This is a genomic window from Amycolatopsis orientalis (assembly GCF_000943515.2).
Lineage (GTDB): Bacteria > Actinomycetota > Actinomycetes > Mycobacteriales > Pseudonocardiaceae > Amycolatopsis > Amycolatopsis orientalis.
In genome coordinates this window covers 5,732,157-5,748,517 of the sequence record NZ_CP016174.1, presented here as the reverse complement: position 1 = coordinate 5,748,517, position 16,361 = coordinate 5,732,157, and the positions used below count along the sequence as shown (strand labels likewise).

16 protein-coding genes are annotated in these 16,361 nt (G+C 67.9%); 7 read left to right on the top strand and 9 right to left on the bottom strand.

All coding sequences use genetic code 11. From position 1 onward, the window contains the following. Positions 1-68 precede the first annotated feature (68 nt). Entirely contained in the window at positions 69-470 is a 402-nt protein-coding gene (locus SD37_RS25095; protein WP_037313195.1) for a winged helix-turn-helix transcriptional regulator, read from the top strand. Here the strand turns inward: SD37_RS25095 and SD37_RS25090 are convergent. After that, a complete protein-coding gene (locus tag SD37_RS25090) occupies positions 460-1,041 on the bottom strand; it encodes a DUF6000 family protein (RefSeq protein WP_044852005.1) in 582 nt (193 codons plus the stop codon). The genes SD37_RS25095 and SD37_RS25090 overlap by 11 nt on opposite strands. 81 nt (positions 1,042-1,122) lie before the next feature. Next, complete coding sequence (locus tag SD37_RS25085; RefSeq protein ID WP_044852006.1) at positions 1,123-2,445, bottom strand: cation:dicarboxylate symporter family transporter; 1,323 nt, start codon at positions 2,443-2,445, stop codon at positions 1,123-1,125. Between the two features lie 204 nt (positions 2,446-2,649). Here SD37_RS25085 and SD37_RS25080 point away from each other — a divergent pair, with 204 nt between their 5' ends. The 6 genes from SD37_RS25080 (at position 2,650) to tnpC (ending at position 8,543) form a co-directional block, all read left to right on the top strand. Then, positions 2,650-4,272: an ATP-binding protein gene (locus tag SD37_RS25080; RefSeq protein ID WP_044852014.1), complete on the top strand. Its 1,623-nt coding sequence runs from the start codon at positions 2,650-2,652 to the stop codon at positions 4,270-4,272. Next, positions 4,269-4,937 (top strand): response regulator, encoded by a 669-nt coding sequence (locus tag SD37_RS25075; RefSeq protein WP_044852007.1) that lies wholly within the window; start codon positions 4,269-4,271, stop codon positions 4,935-4,937. Before SD37_RS25080 ends, SD37_RS25075 begins: the two co-directional genes overlap by 4 nt. Before the next feature lie 37 nt (positions 4,938-4,974). Beyond that, positions 4,975-5,340, top strand: coding sequence for a MerR family transcriptional regulator (locus tag SD37_RS25070; protein WP_044852015.1), 366 nt, complete (start codon positions 4,975-4,977; stop codon positions 5,338-5,340). 18 nt (positions 5,341-5,358) lie between these two features. Beyond that, positions 5,359-6,309, top strand: a complete 951-nt coding sequence (locus tag SD37_RS25065; protein WP_044852008.1) for an alcohol dehydrogenase catalytic domain-containing protein — start codon at positions 5,359-5,361, stop codon at positions 6,307-6,309. 162 nt (positions 6,310-6,471) lie between these two features. Further along, complete coding sequence (locus SD37_RS25060; protein ID WP_044852009.1) at positions 6,472-7,020, top strand: snapalysin family zinc-dependent metalloprotease; 549 nt, start codon at positions 6,472-6,474, stop codon at positions 7,018-7,020. Positions 7,021-7,097: 77 nt separating this feature from the next. Beyond that, positions 7,098-8,543, top strand: a complete 1,446-nt coding sequence (gene tnpC / locus SD37_RS25055) for an IS66 family transposase (protein ID WP_083254876.1) — start codon at positions 7,098-7,100, stop codon at positions 8,541-8,543. Positions 8,544-8,590: 47 nt separating this feature from the next. Here the strand turns inward: tnpC and SD37_RS25050 are convergent, their stop codons facing one another. From SD37_RS25050 to SD37_RS25020, 7 genes are all read right to left on the bottom strand, one after another. Next, entirely contained in the window at positions 8,591-9,844 is a 1,254-nt protein-coding gene (locus SD37_RS25050; RefSeq protein ID WP_044851955.1) for a choice-of-anchor Q domain-containing protein, read from the bottom strand. Positions 9,845-10,013: 169 nt separating this feature from the next. Next, the gene (locus SD37_RS25045) at positions 10,014-10,598 is read right to left on the bottom strand and encodes a hypothetical protein (RefSeq protein ID WP_044851956.1); all 585 of its coding nucleotides are present in this window, start codon (positions 10,596-10,598) and stop codon (positions 10,014-10,016) included. 85 nt (positions 10,599-10,683) lie between these two features. Then, a complete protein-coding gene (locus tag SD37_RS25040; protein ID WP_145926720.1) occupies positions 10,684-12,090 on the bottom strand; it encodes a beta-N-acetylhexosaminidase in 1,407 nt (468 codons plus the stop codon). Position 12,091: 1 nt separating this feature from the next. Beyond that, the gene (locus tag SD37_RS25035) at positions 12,092-12,973 is read right to left on the bottom strand and encodes a carbohydrate ABC transporter permease (RefSeq protein ID WP_044851957.1); all 882 of its coding nucleotides are present in this window, start codon (positions 12,971-12,973) and stop codon (positions 12,092-12,094) included. Further along, positions 12,964-13,923, bottom strand: coding sequence for a carbohydrate ABC transporter permease (locus SD37_RS25030; protein WP_044851958.1), 960 nt, complete (start codon positions 13,921-13,923; stop codon positions 12,964-12,966). Before SD37_RS25030 ends, SD37_RS25035 begins: the two co-directional genes overlap by 10 nt. Positions 13,924-13,927: 4 nt before the next feature. Next, positions 13,928-15,211, bottom strand: coding sequence for an extracellular solute-binding protein (locus SD37_RS25025; protein WP_044851959.1), 1,284 nt, complete (start codon positions 15,209-15,211; stop codon positions 13,928-13,930). 12 nt (positions 15,212-15,223) lie between these two features. Then, positions 15,224-16,354 carry a lactonase family protein gene (locus SD37_RS25020; RefSeq protein ID WP_044851960.1) on the bottom strand — a complete coding sequence of 377 codons (1,131 nt, stop codon included), beginning with the start codon at positions 16,352-16,354 and terminating at the stop codon, positions 15,224-15,226. Between the last annotated feature and the right edge of the window lie 7 nt (positions 16,355-16,361).

Genomic DNA, 16,361 nt, shown 5'->3' with positions numbered 1-16,361 from the left:
CTTGGTGCATCACTTGTTACAGCGCTCATCTTGTGTGACTCTGTTCCCTGCCGGAAGGAGGCACTTTCATGTCCCAGGGGAACACCGATGTGACCGCGCAGGCCAGGGTGGTCGACCCGGAAAAACTCGAGGTGTGCACGGTGCTCGAGGTGATCAACCGGATCAGCGGGAAATGGGCGATCGGCATCCTGCTGGAGGCCACCCGCGGTCCCGTGCGGTTCACCGAGCTGGAGCGGTCGGTGGAGGGGATCAGCAGGCGGATGCTCACGCTGACGTTGCGGAACCTCGAACGCGACGGCCTGCTCGTCCGCACCGTCTACCCGACCGTGCCGCCGAAGGTGGAGTACGAGGCGACAGCGATGGCGAAGGAGCTGTACGCGTCGCTGAGCGGCCTGCTGCACTGGGCGGAACGTCACCGGGACTCGATCGCGGCCTCCCGCGTCGTCTACGACGAGAAGGTCAGCGCCTGACGGCCACCGCGTGCACGGCCCGCTGGACATGCGAGCACAGCAGGTCGAAATGCCACTTCTGGAACGCCAGGTCCGTGCTGTTCTCCGCCGACCAGCTTTCCCACAGGCCGCCCGGCCGCAGGTAGCGGGACGTGTACGCGGTGGTGAGGTCGGCGTCGATGTGGTGCAGGGCGGCGAGCGCCCACGCCTGGTCGTAGCGCAGCTCCGGCCGCGCGAGGTAGTGGTCCAGATAGGACACGAGGATCTCGGCGTCGGCGAAGGTGCCGAACCGGGCGAGCGCGAAACAGTAGCCCTGGCCGGCGAAGACCATGCCACTTTCCAGGAACAGTTCCCGGATCCGCCCGCGCCAGGCGGTGCGCCGATCGGCGCCGATCAGCCACGCGGCGGTGATCCGCTCGCGCCAGCCGTGGTCGAACAGGAACGCCAGTTCCTCGTCGGTGATCCGCGCGGCGTCCTCGGCCAGGTCGCGCAGGAAGACCTCGCGTTCGGGACCGCGCATCATCCCGTCGAAGTTGCCGTGCAGCAGCTTCGAGTATCGCGAGATCACGTAGCGGTCGATGGCGTCCGGCATACCCGTGAGTTTCCCAGAAAACGAAGAACCGCGGTGCGAGGACGGGGGACCCTCGCACCGCGGTTTCATTCTCGCCGTGGGCTAAACGCGCGCCACGGCCTTCTCCCTGTCTTCGTCACGGTCCTCGTGGGGATCCGAGGCGTGATCGTCGATCAGGGTGGCTTCGTCGAACGGGGCCTGTCCGCTGAAGACCAGGTTGGCCCGGTCGCGGTCGAACTCCTTGGTCCACGTTCCGACCAGGACGGTCGCGACGGCGTTGCCCGCGAAGTTGGTCAGCGCGCGGGCTTCGGACATGAACCGGTCGATGCCGAGGATGAACCCGACGCCGTCGACCAGTTCCGGCCGGTGCGACTGGAGCCCGCCGGCGAGGGTGGCGATCCCGGCGCCGCTGACGCCTGCCGCGCCCTTCGACGCGATGATCATGAACAGCAGCAAGGAGATCTGCTCGCCGACGCCCAGCGGCTGGTCCTGCGCCGTGGCGATGAACAGCGTCGCCATGGTCAGATAGATGGCCGTGCCGTCGAGGTTGAACGAGTACCCGGTGGGCACGGTGATGCCGACGACCGGCTTGGAGACGCCGAGGTGTTCCATCTTCGCGATCAGGCGCGGCAGGGCCGATTCGGACGACGAGGTCGACAGGATCAGCAGGAATTCGCGGCCGAGGTAGCGGAGCAGGGTGAAGATGTTGATCCTGGCGCCGAGCCACAGGACCGAGCCGAGCACACCGAACACGAACACCAGGCAGGTCAGGTAGAAGCCGACCATGATGACGGCGAGGCTGCGCAGCGCGCCCCAGCCGGTTTCGCCGACCACCGCCGCGATCGCGCCGAACGCGCCCACCGGGGCGGCCCACATGATCATGGCGAGGATCCGGAACACGAGCCGCTGGATGTGCTCGATGCCGCGGCGGATCGGCTCGCCCTTCGTGCCCAGCTTCTGCACGGCGAAGCCGGCGAGCAGCGCGACCAGCAGCGTCTGCAGCACCTGGCCTTCGGTGAAGGCGGAACCGAAGCTGGTGGGGATGATGCTCATCAGGAAGTCGACGGTGCCTTCGCCGCCCTCAGCCTGCTTGTGCGCCTTCGCGGCGGCGGCCGGGTCGAGGTGCAGCCCGGCGCCCGGGTGCAGGAGGTTGCCGACGACGAGACCGATCGCGAGCGCGAACGTCGACATCATCAGGAAGTAGCCGAGCGACAGCAGCCCGACCTTGCCGACCTTCGCGGCCTTCGCCACCGATCCGATACCGAGCACGATGGTGCAGAAGATGATGGGGGAGATCATCATCTTGATCAGGTTGACGAAGCCCGTGCCGAGCGGCTTGAGCTCCTTGGCCACACCCGGAGCGGCGAACCCGACGATGACGCCGAGGACCACCGCCGCGATCACGGCCAGGTACAGGTAATGCATTTTGTCTCGGCGACGCGGCGCCGCGTCGGGCGTTGTAGGCACCTTTGCCTCCAGCTCAGGATGGTGTCCGGGATTGCCGGTCACTATCACCCGGGCAGGTGAGCTGGGTCACGGTTGTGTTCATTGAGTTCGCGCGAGCGGTTTCCCGGGAATTCCGGCCGGGCGGGCTGAGCGGCCGGTCCGCCGGTGTGCTGGTATGAGCGGGTGCCCTCGACGACGCGGATCCGGACCAGGCGTGGCAGTCTCGCCCGCCAGCTGCTGATTCTCCAGCTCGTCGTGCTTTTCGTACTCGTCGCGGCCGGATTGACCTTCGCCTATCTCGATTCCGTCCGCGCCACCGAAGACCGCGCGCGGGACAAGGTGACCGCGGTAGCCGAAGCCGTCGCGGACGCCCCCGGGGTGCTGGCCGCACTGTCCACTTCGGAGCCGACCCGGACACTGCAGCCGTTCGCGCAGAGTGTCCGCGCGGATACGGACGTGGACTTCGTGACCATCATGGACAAGAACGGCATCCGCTACACACACCCGAATCCGGCGCTGATCGGGCAGCCGTTCATCGGGAACATCGGCGAGGCGCAACGCGGCGGCAAGGTCGTCGAGACCTACGCCGGTTCGCTCGGCCCGTCCGAACGCGTCGTGGTCCCGGTGCGCGGCGCCGCCGGGCAGGTCGTCGCGCTGGTGTCGGTCGGCATCACCGTCGAAATGATCGACGCCGAACTCCGGGAACGCCTGTGGCCGCTGATCGGGGTCGCGGTGGCCGTTCTGGTGGTCGGCGGGATCGGCAGCTACCTGGTCAGCGCCCGGCTCCGGCGGCAGACCAGGGGGATCGCGCCCGAGGAACTGAGCAACCTGTTCGAGTACCACGAAGCCGTGCTGCATTCGGTGCGCGAGGGGCTGCTGCTCGTCGGCGGCGACGGGCGGGTGGTGCTGTGCAACGACGGCGCCCGCGCGCTGCTCGGCGTCGACGGCGATCCGGTCGGCCGGGAACTGTCCGCATTGGACATTCCGGAAGACCTCGTCGAGGTGTTCACCTCGGGGGAGGAGCGCACCGACGAACTCCACCTCACCGAGGCCAGGGTGCTCGTCGTCAGCACGGCGCCGGTGCGCTCGCGCGGAAAGGCGATGGGCACCGTCGTGATCCTGCGCGACCACACGGAACTCCAGGCGCTGACCGGTGAGCTGACCACCGTGCGCGGACTGGCGGAAGCACTGCGTTCCCAGGCGCACGAGGCGGCGAACCGGCTCCACACGGTCGTTTCCCTGGTCGAGATCGGCCGTCCCGAGCAGGCCGTCGAGTTCGCGACCGAGGAACTCGCGCTGGCGCAGGAACTCACCGACCGGGTGGTCGGCGCCGTCGCCGAGCCGGTGCTCGCGGCGTTGCTGCTGGGCAAGGCGGCGGAGGCGAGTGAGCGCGGCGTCGAGTTCACGATCACGCCCGACACCGTCATGGAGGATTCGGACACCGGGGTCCCGCCGCGCGATCTGGTGACCATCCTCGGCAATCTGATCGACAACGGGATCGACGCGGCGGCGGGCAACGCCGGCGGCGGCGGACGCCCCGGCGTCGAAGTGACCGTGCGCTCGGACGCCGAGGAGCTGCTGCTGCGGGTCGCCGACACCGGACCCGGCGTGGACGACGTCGAGGACGTCTTCCGGCGCGGCTGGTCCACCAAACCCGAAGACGGCCACGGACTCGGCTTGGCACTGGTGGGTCAGGCGGTGCGGCGGCACAGTGGGACGATCGACGTCGGCCGCGACGAGGGCGCGGTGTTCACCGTGCGGTTGCCACTGAAGACGCCGCAGTCGCCGAAGGAGCCGACCCGATGATCAAGGTGCTGGTCGTCGAGGACGAACCGGTGGCCGCCGACGCGCACCGCGTCTACGTCGAGCGGATGCCCGGCTTCACCGTGGCCGGCGTCGTCCACTCCGGCGGCGACGCGCTGCGGTTCTGCGAACGCGAGCCGGTCGACCTGGTGCTGCTGGACTTCTATCTCCCCGACACGCACGGCCTCGCGGTCTGCCGGTCGCTGCGCGCGGCCGGTCTCCCGATCGACGTCATCGCGGTGACCTCCGCACGGGATCTGGCGCTGGTCAAGGCCGCGGTGTCCGTCGGCGTGGTGCAGTACCTGCTCAAACCGTTCACCTTCGCCTCGCTGCGGGAAAAACTGGAGCGCTACGCGGAGTTCCACGGCGCGTCGGGGGAGGTCACCGGACAGGCCGAGATCGACCGGGCGCTCGGCACCCTGCGCACCACCGAGCGGCAGTCGCTGCCGAAGGGGATGAGCGCGCAGACCCTGGAGTCCATCACCGAAGTCCTCGCCTCGGCCGCGGACGGCCTGTCCGCCGGGGCCGCCGCGACCGCGATCGGCGCCTCCCGGGTCACCGCACGGCGCTACCTCGAATACCTCGCCGACAACGGCCTCGCCCAGCGCGAGCCCCGCTACGGCCAGGTCGGCCGCCCCGAGGTCTGGTACAAACCGAAAACCGTATAACGACCTATACCGTGGCGCACGGGCTAACGTGGACTTCGTGAAGATCGGCGAACTCGCGCGGAAGACCGGGGTCAGTGTCCGCGCGCTGCGCTATTACGAGGAAGAGGGCTTGATCAGTCCGGGCCGCGAGGGCAATGGCTACCGCGACTTCTGCGAAGGTTCGGTCGAGGCGGTCCTGCAGATCCGCGGGATGCTCGACGCCGGTCTGCCGGTCAGGCTGATCCGCGAAGTCCTCCCGTACCTCGACGGGCCGGGGGAAGTGCGGCCGAAGGTGCCGTGCGAGTACATGATCGGCGAGGTCGCGCGGCAGCGGGAAGTGCTCGACCGCCGGATCGCGCTCATGACCCGTAATCGCGACGCCCTCGACGCGTACCTGCGCGACTTGACCCTCACACAAACGTGAGGGTTTTAGCGTGCGGCCATGACTTCGATGCGCGCGCTGCGACAGGACTCCGCGAACGGTCCTGAAGATCTCCATCTGATCACCGACGCTTCCGTTCCGGTGCCGGGACCAGGCGAAATCCTGCTGAAGGTCAGCGCGGCGGGCGTCAACTTCGCCGACGTCATGCAAACCCGGGGCACCTACGAAGGCGGTCCGAAGGCGCCGTACATCGCAGGCTTCGAAGCCGCGGGTGAGGTCGTCGGGCTGGGGGAGGCGGTGACCGGGGTCGCGCTCGGCGACCACGTCGTCGGAACCGGTGGCGGGGCCTTCGCCGAGTACATGGTCATGCCCGCGGCCGGCGTGGTCCCGGTACCGGAGGGCTGGTCGGACGAACAGGCACCCGGGTTGCTGCTGAACTGGGCCACCGCGCTCGCCGCGCTCAAACCGCTGGGGCGGCTCGCCGCCGGGGAGACCGTGCTGGTGCAGGCGGCGGCGGGCGGGGTCGGCCAGGCCGCGGTCCGGCTGGCGAAGCACTACGGCGCGACCGTCATCGGCACCGCGTCGCCGGGCAAGCACGACCTGGTGCGGGCGGTGGGCGCCGATCGCGTCCTCGGCTACGGAGAGGATCCCGGTGCGGTGGATCTCGTTCTCGAGTCCGTCGGCGGGGCGACGTTCGCCGCGAGCCTCGCCGCCGCCAAACGCGTCACCGGGCGGGTCGTGGTCTACGGCGTCGCCGGGGGAGAGGCCGCGATCACCAACCGCGAACTGAACTTCCGGCACCAGATCCACCTGATCGGCCTGCACCTCGGTGTCCTGATCGAACACGCGCCGGGGATCTTCGCGGACCTGATGGACGAGCTGCGCGAGCTTGTCGCCGCCGGCGTCTGCGCGCCGGGAAAGCCGACGGTCCACGACCTCGCGGACGGGCCCCGGGTGCTCGCGGAACTGGAGGCGCGGACCACCGCGGGCAAGCTGGTGCTGCGGCCCTGAGCGCCGCGGGCCGAATATCGTCGTATGCGAACGCGTGCATGTCAATAGGACGAAAGTGTTGGTAAATCACCAGCCGCCGGAAGCGACGAAAGTCGGTGCCCGCTCGCGGGTTCCGCTCCTAGATTCACGAACCATTCCGTTGTCCTCACAAGGAGTGGGTCCATGGCAAGGAAGTTCTTCGTCTCCGCGTCCGTGAGCTTGGCGCTGCTCGCCGTCCCGGTGACCGCCGGGCAGGCCACGGCCGCGGTCCAGCCTGCTCAGCAGGCCGCGGCGGTGACCACGGTCTACTACGACGCCTCGGGAGCGCCCAGCTTCCGTGCCGCCATCCAGGCGGGTGCGGCGAACTGGAACAACTCGGTGTCCAACGTGAAGTTGCAGGAGAGCTCGTCGGGAGCCACCCTGCGCTACACCGAAGGCAACGACCCGTCGGGTTCGTACGCCCAGACCGACGGTCACGGCCGCGGCACCATCTTCATCGACTACACCCAGGCGAGGGAGTACGACCAGACGCGGATCGCCGCGCACGAGACCGGCCACGCGCTCGGCCTGCCGGACCACTACGAGGGCCCGTGCTCCGAGCTGATGTCCGGTGGTGGCCCCGGCCCGTCCTGCACCAACGCGAAGCCGAACGCCACCGAGGTGTCGAAGGTCAACTCGCTGTGGGCCAACGGGTTCCGCGCGGCCGGCGCCGTCCAGCGCATCTACAACTGATTCCTCGTGAGTGGTAATGACGGGTAACTAGTCAGGTCCCGGTCACGTGGTGATCATGGTTCTGCGATGATCACCACGTGGCCGGGGGTGAGCGTCCGTCGTATGACGAGTTGGCTGCTCTGGTCGTGTCTCAGGCGGAGACGATCCGGGTGTTGCGGGCCGAGGTGGAGCGGTTGTCCGCGCGGGTCGGGGAGCTGGAACGGCAGCTGAAGACCACGTCGCGGAATTCGTCGAAACCGCCGTCGCAGGATGTGTATGTCAAGCCGGCGCCGAGGTCGTTGCGCCGGAAAACCGGTCGTGGGCAAGGGAAACAACCCGGGGCGCCGGGCGCGAGCCTGACACTGGTCGATAATCCCGGCACCGTGGTTGATCATGTTCCGTCGGCATGTGCGGGCTGCGGGACAGGGCTGTCGTGCCGTCCGGATGTGGGCGTGGTGCGCCGTCAGGTGCATGATCTGCCCGAGATCGTCCCGGTGGTGACCGAGCATCGTCTGTATCAACGTCGCTGCCGGTGCGGGGTGCTGACCACCGCGCCCGCCCCGGCCGAGGCCACCGCTGCGGCCTGCTATGGGCCGAATGTGACCGCGTTGGCCGCGTATCTGCTGACCTATCAGCATCTTCCGATCTCCCGTGCCGCTGAACTGCTGGCCGAGGTGACCGGTATGGCGGTGTCCACCGGCTGGGTCAGCTCGGTGCTGGGGCGTCTCGCGCCCGGGCTGGCCCCGTTCGTCGAGGCCGTTCAGGCAGCGATCGTGGCGGCGCCGTTGGCGCATTTCGACGAGACCGGTGTCCGGGTGCTCGGCAAGAACAGGTGGCTCCACTCGGCCAGCACGCTGTGGTTGACCGTCTATTTCCTGCATGACAAACGCGGCCGCGAAGCGATCGACGCGTTCGGGATCCTGAACGGCTTCGCCGGCATCGCGGTGCACGACGGCTACCACTCCTACCGCACCTACGACCTCACTCACGCCCTCTGCAACGCCCACCACCAGCGGGAGCTCCAAGCCGCGGCGGAGACCCATCCCGATCAGGCCTGGCCCACCGGGCTCAGTGATGTCCTCGACGAACTCAACGCCGCCGCCCACACCGCCCGTGACCTGGACCTGTCCGAGATCCCCGACGACGTCCTCACACCGATGACCGGCCGCTACGACACCCACGTCCGCACCGGCCTGGACCTGCATCCGCGCAACCAACGAGGCCACCCCAAAGGCGGAAGACCCACCCAATCCCAGGCCCGCCGCCTGCTCGAACGACTCGAGAAATACCGCGGCGACACCCTGCGGTTCGCGTTCGACCTGACCGTTCCCTTCACCAACAACCAGGCCGAACGCGACATCCGCATGACCAAAACCCAGCTCAAAATCACCGGCGGATGGCGCACCCACCACGGCGCCACCACCTGGCTCACCGTGCGCTCCTACATCTCCACCATCCGCAAACACGGCCTCAACACCCTCACCGCGCTCCGCGACGCCATCACCGGAAACCCCTGGCTACCAACCCGACCCGCAACCACCTGACTAGTAACAATGACGGTTCTGACCGTCATTACCACTCACGAGATTTTCTAATCCGAGAACTCGTAGGCGCCCGCGTCCACCCGGGCACCGGCGTACACGACGTTCCCGTCGACGTCACGGTCGGCGTATTTCGTGGTGCCGAGGTCGATCGCCGGGCTGCCCGACCGCAGGATCAGGTTCGTCGCTGAGGTGTACTTCGGGTCGGCCACCTTGTCCGTCGCGCCCGGCGTGAACTGCCGGAGCCCACCGAAGTAGACATTGTGGTCGGTGGCGGTGAAGGTCGAGTCCGCGTAACCGACCTTGTACGCCGCCTGCACGACGTTCTGCGTCATCCTCAGCATCTGGTTCGTGCAGCCGCCGTAGCAGACGAAACCCTCCGACTCGGCGTTGGTGAGCTGGAGCGAGTTGTTGCGGAACACGGTGCCGAGGACCGGGCCGTTGCCGTCCTCGGCCCCGCGCGTGATGATCCCGCCGCGCGTCTTGGCGCCGAAGACGGCGTTGTACTCGAAGACGTTGCCGGTCGAGACGCCGTCGGGATCCTTGGTGTCCGTGCCGAGTTCGGTGAAGGTCTCGTTGTCCTCGGAGATGTTGTGGTGGATGACGTTGCGGGATCCGTAGAAGATCTCGACCGCGGCGCCGTCGAGGCCGCCGAAATCGTCGGCTTTCGCGATCGAGCCGCTGATCCGGTTCCAGCCGATGTCGGAGTCGTTGCCCTGGACCAGCACGGCGAACGCGCCGGAGTCGTCGTTGCCTCCCGGGGTCACCACGGTCATGTGGTTGTTGTCGACGAGGTCGTTCTGCGTGACCTCGGTGCGATCCGCCGACGGCGCGAGGTACACGCCCGCCCCGGCGCCGGTGATCAGGTTCGACAGCACCTTGTTGCGGTCTCCGGTCACCTTCACCCCGGCCCACGAGCAGCGACCGGCGTCGGCGGCGACACCGATCTGCAGATCCTGGACGACGTTGTCGTCGCCGGGCAGGGCCACGCAGGCTTCGGCGTTGCCCTTGATGATCGGACGGGCGCCGGTGCCGTACGCGCCGATCGTGACGCCTGAGCCCTTGACGGTGAGACCGCCGGACCAGGCTCCGCCGCGGCGCAGCAGAACGGTGTCGCCCGCCGCGAACGTGGTGGCGGAGACCTTCGCCAGTGATTTCCACGGCGCCTGCTGCGAGGTGCCGCTCGCGGTGTCGCTACCGGCGACCTGATCGACGTAGTAAGTCTTCGAAGCGGCTTCGGCCGTCGTGAACCCGGTGCACGCGAGGGCGGCGAGCACGGTCACGGAAAGCAGTTTCCAGGACATCCCACGGAAGCTAACCGGCGTCCGCACAAGGCTCGTACAAAGACATCCGCCGCTCTGGCATAAGCCGCCGGTCAGAGCCGCCGCCCAGGTCACCGGGCCCGAAAGTTGGTCGTGAGTGGTAAGTGTCGTTAGAACGACACTTACCACTCACGACAGGACGGGTGGCTTGCTATTCGAGGGCGCGGTCTCGCGGCGATTCGATGGTCAGGGGAGCCGACGAGTCGCCGGTGAGCTGCCGCAGCTGGGTCATGGTCCGGTCCAGCTGCTCCGCCAGCCGAGGGATCGTGCTGGACGGGATATAGGCCTCGGCCCCGGCATCGAGGAGGCGGCGCACCGGGCCTTCGTACTTGACCCCGAGTTCGGCGTCCTCGATCTCCGTGATCACGATCCGCGCCTTTGGGTACAGCGCGCGAAAGTTCCCGATCAGCTGCGGGCTGGCGGGCGGGACCAGTAGGACGTCGACGGTCGGGGGAGCCGAGTGCAGGTCCAGCACGAGGTAGCCGGGGCCGAGCCGCTCGGACAGCGAGTCGCGCGCCGAAGCCGAAAGCTTCATGGCGGTGGCCACGACAGTGATGTCCTCGGAAGCGGGGGCTGCGAACCCCTTGGCCTCGGGATACGCGCCGGAAATCTTCGCGATCGTCTCGCCGTCGCGAGTGATGAGCACGTCCTCGCCGGGGCGGAGAGCGTCGATGAGCGCTACGAGTTCTTCAGGGAGCTGGGTGGCGTCGACCCACCGCGCGGACTGATCACTCATCACTCCATGATGGCCCCCTTCCGGTACCTGAGCGCAAGGAAGGCGCACCGGACGTGGGAACCAAGCGGCCCGCGCGGCATAACCTCTACCGAGGCCGTCCCGAGACTCCCGGCCGCGTCTGCCAGGGACGCGGCCCGTCGAGCGGCCGGTACTCGACGCCCAGCGCGTCCAGCCGCGGCAGATGGTGATCCCGCAGCCGCGGCAGGAACTCCGCGTAGTCCCGCCCCACCGGATCGCTCCACGCCACCTCGGCGAACGCGCACAGCCGCGGGAAGGCGGCGTAGTCCACCCGCCGCACGGTGTCGAGATGCTCCGACCAGACCTGCGCCTGGGTACCGAGAATCGATTTCCCGGCCGGAAAATCCGCGGGCACCGGCTCGTAACCGTAGAAGTCCTCCAGAGTCCTCAGGTAGCCGACGGGGATCGGCTCGTCGAGGTGGTCGGACTGCCGGTGGTCCAGATACACGTGGTCCTCGGGGCACATGACGACGTCGTGCCCGGCGGCCGCCGCACGCGCCCCGGCCGCCTCGCTCTGCCACGAGCCGATGACCATCGGCGGCAGGTCACCCGCTTCCAGCACCTCGTCCCAGCCCAGCGGACGACGTCCTCGTTCGACCAGGTGCCGCGCGATCTCGCGGACGAACCGGCCGTGGTCCTCGGTCGCGCCGGGCACCTCGTCGCCGCCTAGGGCGATGACCTCCGAAGGGAAGATCTCCAGCACGTGGTCGAAGACACCCTTGAAGAAGTCCACTGTGGACTTCTCCGTGTTCAGCAGCGACGTGCTGATACCCCAGCTCGTCCAGACCTCCCAGGGTTCGGCGGTCTCCGGTCCGAGTTCGGGATAGGCGGCGATCGCGGCCCGCGCGTGCCCGGGGATGTCGACCTCCGGGACCACCGTCACCGAGCGCGCGGCGGCGTAGGCGACGATCTCGCGGAGATCATCGGTCGTGTAGAACCCGCCGTGCGGGCGCCCGTCGCGTTCCGGTCCGTCGTGCCGCCCGACCATGGACGACTCCCGCCAACCGCCGACCTCGGTCAGCTTGGGGAACTCGGGGATCTCGATCCGCCAGCCCTGGTCATCGGTCAGATGCAGGTTGAGCACGTTGAGCTTGTGCGCGGCGAGCAGGTCGACGAACCGCAGCACCTCGGCCTTGGTCCGGAAATGCCTTGCCACGTCGAGCAGACAGCCGCGCCAGCCGAACCGCGGATGGTCGGTGACCACACCGCACGGGATCATCGTCTGTCCGTTGTGGATGGACGCGGCCCGGAACGCGTCCGGCCCGATGAGCTGCCGGAGCGTCTGACGGCCGTAGAACTCGCCCGCCGCGTCTGCCACATGCAGGGTCACACCGGACGGGTCGATCTCCAGCCGGTAACCCTCGGCGGGCAGCCCGGCCGCCGCGCGGACGTCCACTTCGGACGGTACCGGGCATTCTCCCGGCAGCGGTTCCACCGAGACGGGACGGGGGAGGAGCGTTTCGAATCCCGGCATGTCAGCCCTTCACCGCGCCGCCCATGACGGACACGAGTCGTCGTTGGACAAGGATGAAGAACACCAGCACGGGGATGGTCATCAGGGTCGAGCCCGCCATCACCGCGCCCCAGTCGGTGTCCTCCGGTTTGAAGAACACGAGAATCGCCAGCGGGAGCGTCTGGTTCTCGGTGTTGGAGATGATGAACGTCTTCGCGAACAGGAAGTCGTTCCAGGCGTGGATGAACGCCAGCACACTGATCGCCACCAGCCCGGGCGCCACCAGCGGGAAGAGGATCTGCCAGGTGAACCGCATGCGGCTCGCCCCGTCGATCTTCGACGCCTCTTCCAGCTCCTGCGGCACCGCGGCGACGAAGCCGCGCAGCATCCAGATCGCGAACGGCAGGCTGAACGCCAGGTGCACCAGGATCAGCGAGCCGAGGTGGTTGGTGCCGAACGCCGGAGCGACGTCGCCGACCGACCGCATCAGGAAGAACAACGGGATGGTCAGCGCCTCCACCGGCACCATCTGGGCGACCAGCACCATCACCAGCAGGACGGTCTTGCCCTTGAAGTTGAACCGGGTCAGCGCCACCGCCGAAAGGAACGAAAGCAGCAGCGACAACGCCACCACCACGACGGCCACGATCACGCTGTTCAGGAAGAACATCGCGAAGCCCTCGCCGCTGAGCACCCGTTCGAAATGCTCCAGCGTCGGCGTGAGCGTCCAGGGGCGCGGGTTCTCCGCCTGGATCTGCCCGGTGGGCTTGAACGCCGAAAGCACCATCCAGTACACCGGGAACGCGACCATCCCGGCGATCACCACGCAGATGATCTCGGCGATCAGCCTGCCGGGCCGTTTGACCCGGCGGGCGCTCCGGGCGGGAGCCGTGGTCACACCCATCCCGCGCTCCGGCGTTGCGACCGGACGTACAACCCGGTGATGGACAGCAGCAGCAAGGTCATCACGACTCCGAGTGCCGCGCCGAGACCGTATTCCTGTCCGGCGAAAGCCTGTTGATAGGCGAAGACGTTGAGCACGAGGTTGCGCCCGGCCACGCCGCCGCCGTTGGTCATCACGTAGATCTGGGTGAAGATCTTGAAGTCCCAGATGATCGACTGGATCGTGGCGATGGTCAGCAGCGGCCGCACCATCGGCAGGGTGATCGACCACGTGGTGCGCCAGGTCGACGCGCCGTCGAGGTACGCGGCCTCGATGACCTCCTCCGGCACGCCCTTGAGCCCCGCGTACATCGTCACCATGACGAACGGGAACGAACACCAGATGACCTCGGCGGCCACCAGGCCGAACGTGCTGTAGGTGTCGAAGGTCCAGGAATGGTTCGCCATCCCGGTGAACCCGAGGCCCGAAAGCACCTCGTTGACCAGGCCGAAATCGGCGTCGAACAGGAACAGCCAGACGTACGAGCCCGCCATCGCCGGTGTCGCCCACGCGGCCAGCGCCGCCAGGAACAGCGGGACCCGCGCCCAGGCCCGGACCCGGGTCGCCAGCACGGCGAGCCCCGTGCCGAGCGCGAGACTGCCGACGACGCAGACCGCGGTGAAACCGAGGGTCTTGGCCAGCACCTCCCAGAACTGGACGTTCTCCAGCAGTTCGACGTAGTTGCCGAAGCCGAGGAACACCAGCGGCGCGTTGCCGACGGCCTGCGGCTGGCCGTAGTCGTAGAACGAGATCAGGACGAGCTGGTAGATCGGGTAGACCAGCATCGCCAGCAGCAGGATGCCGCCGGGAGCCAGGTAGAGCAGGGCGGCCCGCCCGTCCCGGCGACGGCGGGGTGACCGCCGTGCCGGGGCGGGCGAGGCCGCGGTGCGCGGGATTTCCTTGATCACCATGGGATCAGCCGAACGCCTTGTTCATCTCGGCGGTCGCGGTGGCCAGCGCGGCCGCCGGATCCTTGCCACCGGTCGCGATCTGCTGGATCGCGGTCGGCAGCACGTTCTGCGCGTCGATCTTCGACCACGCCGCGGTGGCGGGGACGAACTTCGTGCCCGCGGTGAGCGTGTCGACGAACGGCTTGACCGACGGGTCGCTCGCGGCGACCTTCTGCTGGACGCTGGCGAGCGTCGGCAGGTTGCCCATGGCGGTGTACATCTTCTCCTGGTACTTGGCGCCACCGAGCAGTTCGGTGAACTCGACCGCGAGGCTCTTGCGCTTGGTCGCGTTGAACACGCCGAGCAGGTTGCCGCCCGCGAACGCCGGGGCGATCTTGCCCGCCTCGGTGCCCGGGATCGGGATGATCGCGTACTTCCCCTTGACCTGACCGGCTTCGACGGCCTTGCGGTTGAAGTCACCACCGATCGACATCCCCGCCTTGCCGCCGGCGAAGGCCGTGATGCTCTGCGTCCCGGTGAGGTTGGCGCACTGCTCCGGCGGGCAGATGTCCGCCTTCAGCAGGTTCGCGTACGCCGTCACCCCGGCCTTGGCCTGTTCGGAGTCCATAGTGGACTTCCACTTGCCGCCGTCCTGCTTCGCGATCTCGCCACCGTTCGCCCAGACGAACGGCAGCATCGCGTAGGTGTACTTGCCACCGACGGAGATGCCGTACAGCTCCGGCTTCCTCGCGCGGATGGTCCTCGCGGTCTCGGTCAGTTCCGCCAGCGTCGCGGGCGGCTTGAGGCCGAGTTCGGTGAAGAGGTCCGTGCGGTAGTACAACGCACGGATGCCGGTGAACCAGGGGAGCCCGTAGGTCTTGCCGCCGGATTTCGCCGTCTCCAGTACCGCCGGCAGGATGTCGGCGCCTTCCTTCCACGACGAGAGATCGCCGGTCAGGTCGGCCAGCGCGCCGGTGGCGGCGTAGCTGGAGACGTCGGTGTTGCCGAACTCGGCGACGTCCGGCGCGCTGGCCGGATCGTTGAAGGCGCCGGAGAACTTGTCCGCGCGGCCTTCCACCGGGATCCACTGGACGTCGACCTCGACCCCGGAATGCGCCGCCTTGAACTCGGCGATCGCCTCCTTGACCGCGGCCTCCTTGGGGGCGCGGTTGGCTTCGTCGAACAGCCACACCCGGACCGTGCCGGTCTTCTCGTCACCACCGCTCGCGGCGGGGGTGTTCTGCGCCGGCGCACAGCCTGAGACGAGGCCGATCGCCGCGAGGCCCGCGATGAGCACGCGAGTTCTCATGGGAGTTTCTCCTTAGGTGAAAAAGACGGAATTGACCTGGGCGAGCGCCAGTTTCCCGGCGACGGCACCAGGAAGACCGGTGTCGGGATCGCGCGGCAGCCAGCTGAGCGTGCCGGACTTGTCGCTCGAGACGTAGAACCAGCGCTCGGTCGGGTCGAGGGTGAAGTGGCGCGGGTACACGCCACCGACGGGCGCGTTGTTCAGCAGCTTCAAGGACTTCCCGTCCTCGCCGACGCCGAACGACGCGATGGTGTCGGAGCCGCGCACCGACGCGTAGACGAACCTGCCGTCCTTGGACGTGGTGATCTCGCCCGGATACTGCTCGCCGGGCGTGCCCGCCGGGACGGCCGGGACAACCTGGCTCGCGGTGAGCTTCCCGGTGGCCGGGTTCCACGCCGCGACAGTCACCTCGGCCCGCAACTCGCCGAGAATGTAGGCGTACTTGCCGTTGGGGTGGAACGCGAGGTGCCGGGGTCCCGCGCCCGACGGGAGCTTCAGCTGCTGGTTCAGCTTGAGCTTCCCGGTCGCGACGTCGAGTTTGTAGACGTAGACCGAATCCGCGCCGAGGTCGACCGCGAGCACCCACTTGCCGGTGGGGTCGTTGACCACCTGATGGGCGTGCGCCTGACGCTCGGCGCCCTTGTGCTGCGCCAGATCGACGACGTCGCCGAGTTTCCCGCCCGCGAGGATCGGCAGGACGACGACGCTGCCGCTGCTGTAGTTCGCGGCCAGCACGTACTTCTGGCTCGAGTGGACGCTCAGATGCGTCGGGTGCTTGCCCTTCGCCGATTTATTGTTGAGCAGCTTCGGTTTCGCCGGATCGGTGAGACTCAGCGCGGAGATCTGGCCGTTCTCGTCCTCATTGGTCACATACAGCGTCTTGCGGTCGGCGCTGATGTCGAACCAGGAGGCGTTGCTGATCCCCGGAATGGTCCGGTCGACGACGAGCGCGTTGGTCGCCGCGTCCCGGTGAGCGACATCGAGCCCGTGCCCGGAACTGGTGTAACTGCTGATGTAGATGGCCCCGGTTCCCTTCGGTCCGCAGGTCTGTTCGGAAGCGTTCGCGAGCTGGGAACCGAGAACGGTGGTGAGTCCAGCCGCTCCGACGGCGCCGAGGAAGGTGCGTCGATCGAGTCCGGTCATCGTGATT

Coding starts and splice junctions, on each gene's coding strand:
- SD37_RS25030 (WP_044851958.1), bottom strand. CDS start 13,923: ATGGTGATCAAGGAAATCCCGCGCACCGCGGCCTCGCCCGCCCCGGCA.
- SD37_RS25060 (WP_044852009.1), top strand. CDS start 6,472: ATGGCAAGGAAGTTCTTCGTCTCCGCGTCCGTGAGCTTGGCGCTGCTC.
- SD37_RS25035 (WP_044851957.1), bottom strand. CDS start 12,973: ATGGGTGTGACCACGGCTCCCGCCCGGAGCGCCCGCCGGGTCAAACGG.
- SD37_RS25090 (WP_044852005.1), bottom strand. CDS start 1,041: ATGCCGGACGCCATCGACCGCTACGTGATCTCGCGATACTCGAAGCTG.
- SD37_RS25020 (WP_044851960.1), bottom strand. CDS start 16,354: ATGACCGGACTCGATCGACGCACCTTCCTCGGCGCCGTCGGAGCGGCT.
- SD37_RS25025 (WP_044851959.1), bottom strand. CDS start 15,211: ATGAGAACTCGCGTGCTCATCGCGGGCCTCGCGGCGATCGGCCTCGTC.
- SD37_RS25085 (WP_044852006.1), bottom strand. CDS start 2,445: ATGCATTACCTGTACCTGGCCGTGATCGCGGCGGTGGTCCTCGGCGTC.
- SD37_RS25065 (WP_044852008.1), top strand. CDS start 5,359: ATGACTTCGATGCGCGCGCTGCGACAGGACTCCGCGAACGGTCCTGAA.
- SD37_RS25075 (WP_044852007.1), top strand. CDS start 4,269: ATGATCAAGGTGCTGGTCGTCGAGGACGAACCGGTGGCCGCCGACGCG.
- SD37_RS25050 (WP_044851955.1), bottom strand. CDS start 9,844: ATGTCCTGGAAACTGCTTTCCGTGACCGTGCTCGCCGCCCTCGCGTGC.
- SD37_RS25045 (WP_044851956.1), bottom strand. CDS start 10,598: ATGAGTGATCAGTCCGCGCGGTGGGTCGACGCCACCCAGCTCCCTGAA.
- SD37_RS25095 (WP_037313195.1), top strand. CDS start 69: ATGTCCCAGGGGAACACCGATGTGACCGCGCAGGCCAGGGTGGTCGAC.
- SD37_RS25040 (WP_145926720.1), bottom strand. CDS start 12,090: ATGCCGGGATTCGAAACGCTCCTCCCCCGTCCCGTCTCGGTGGAACCG.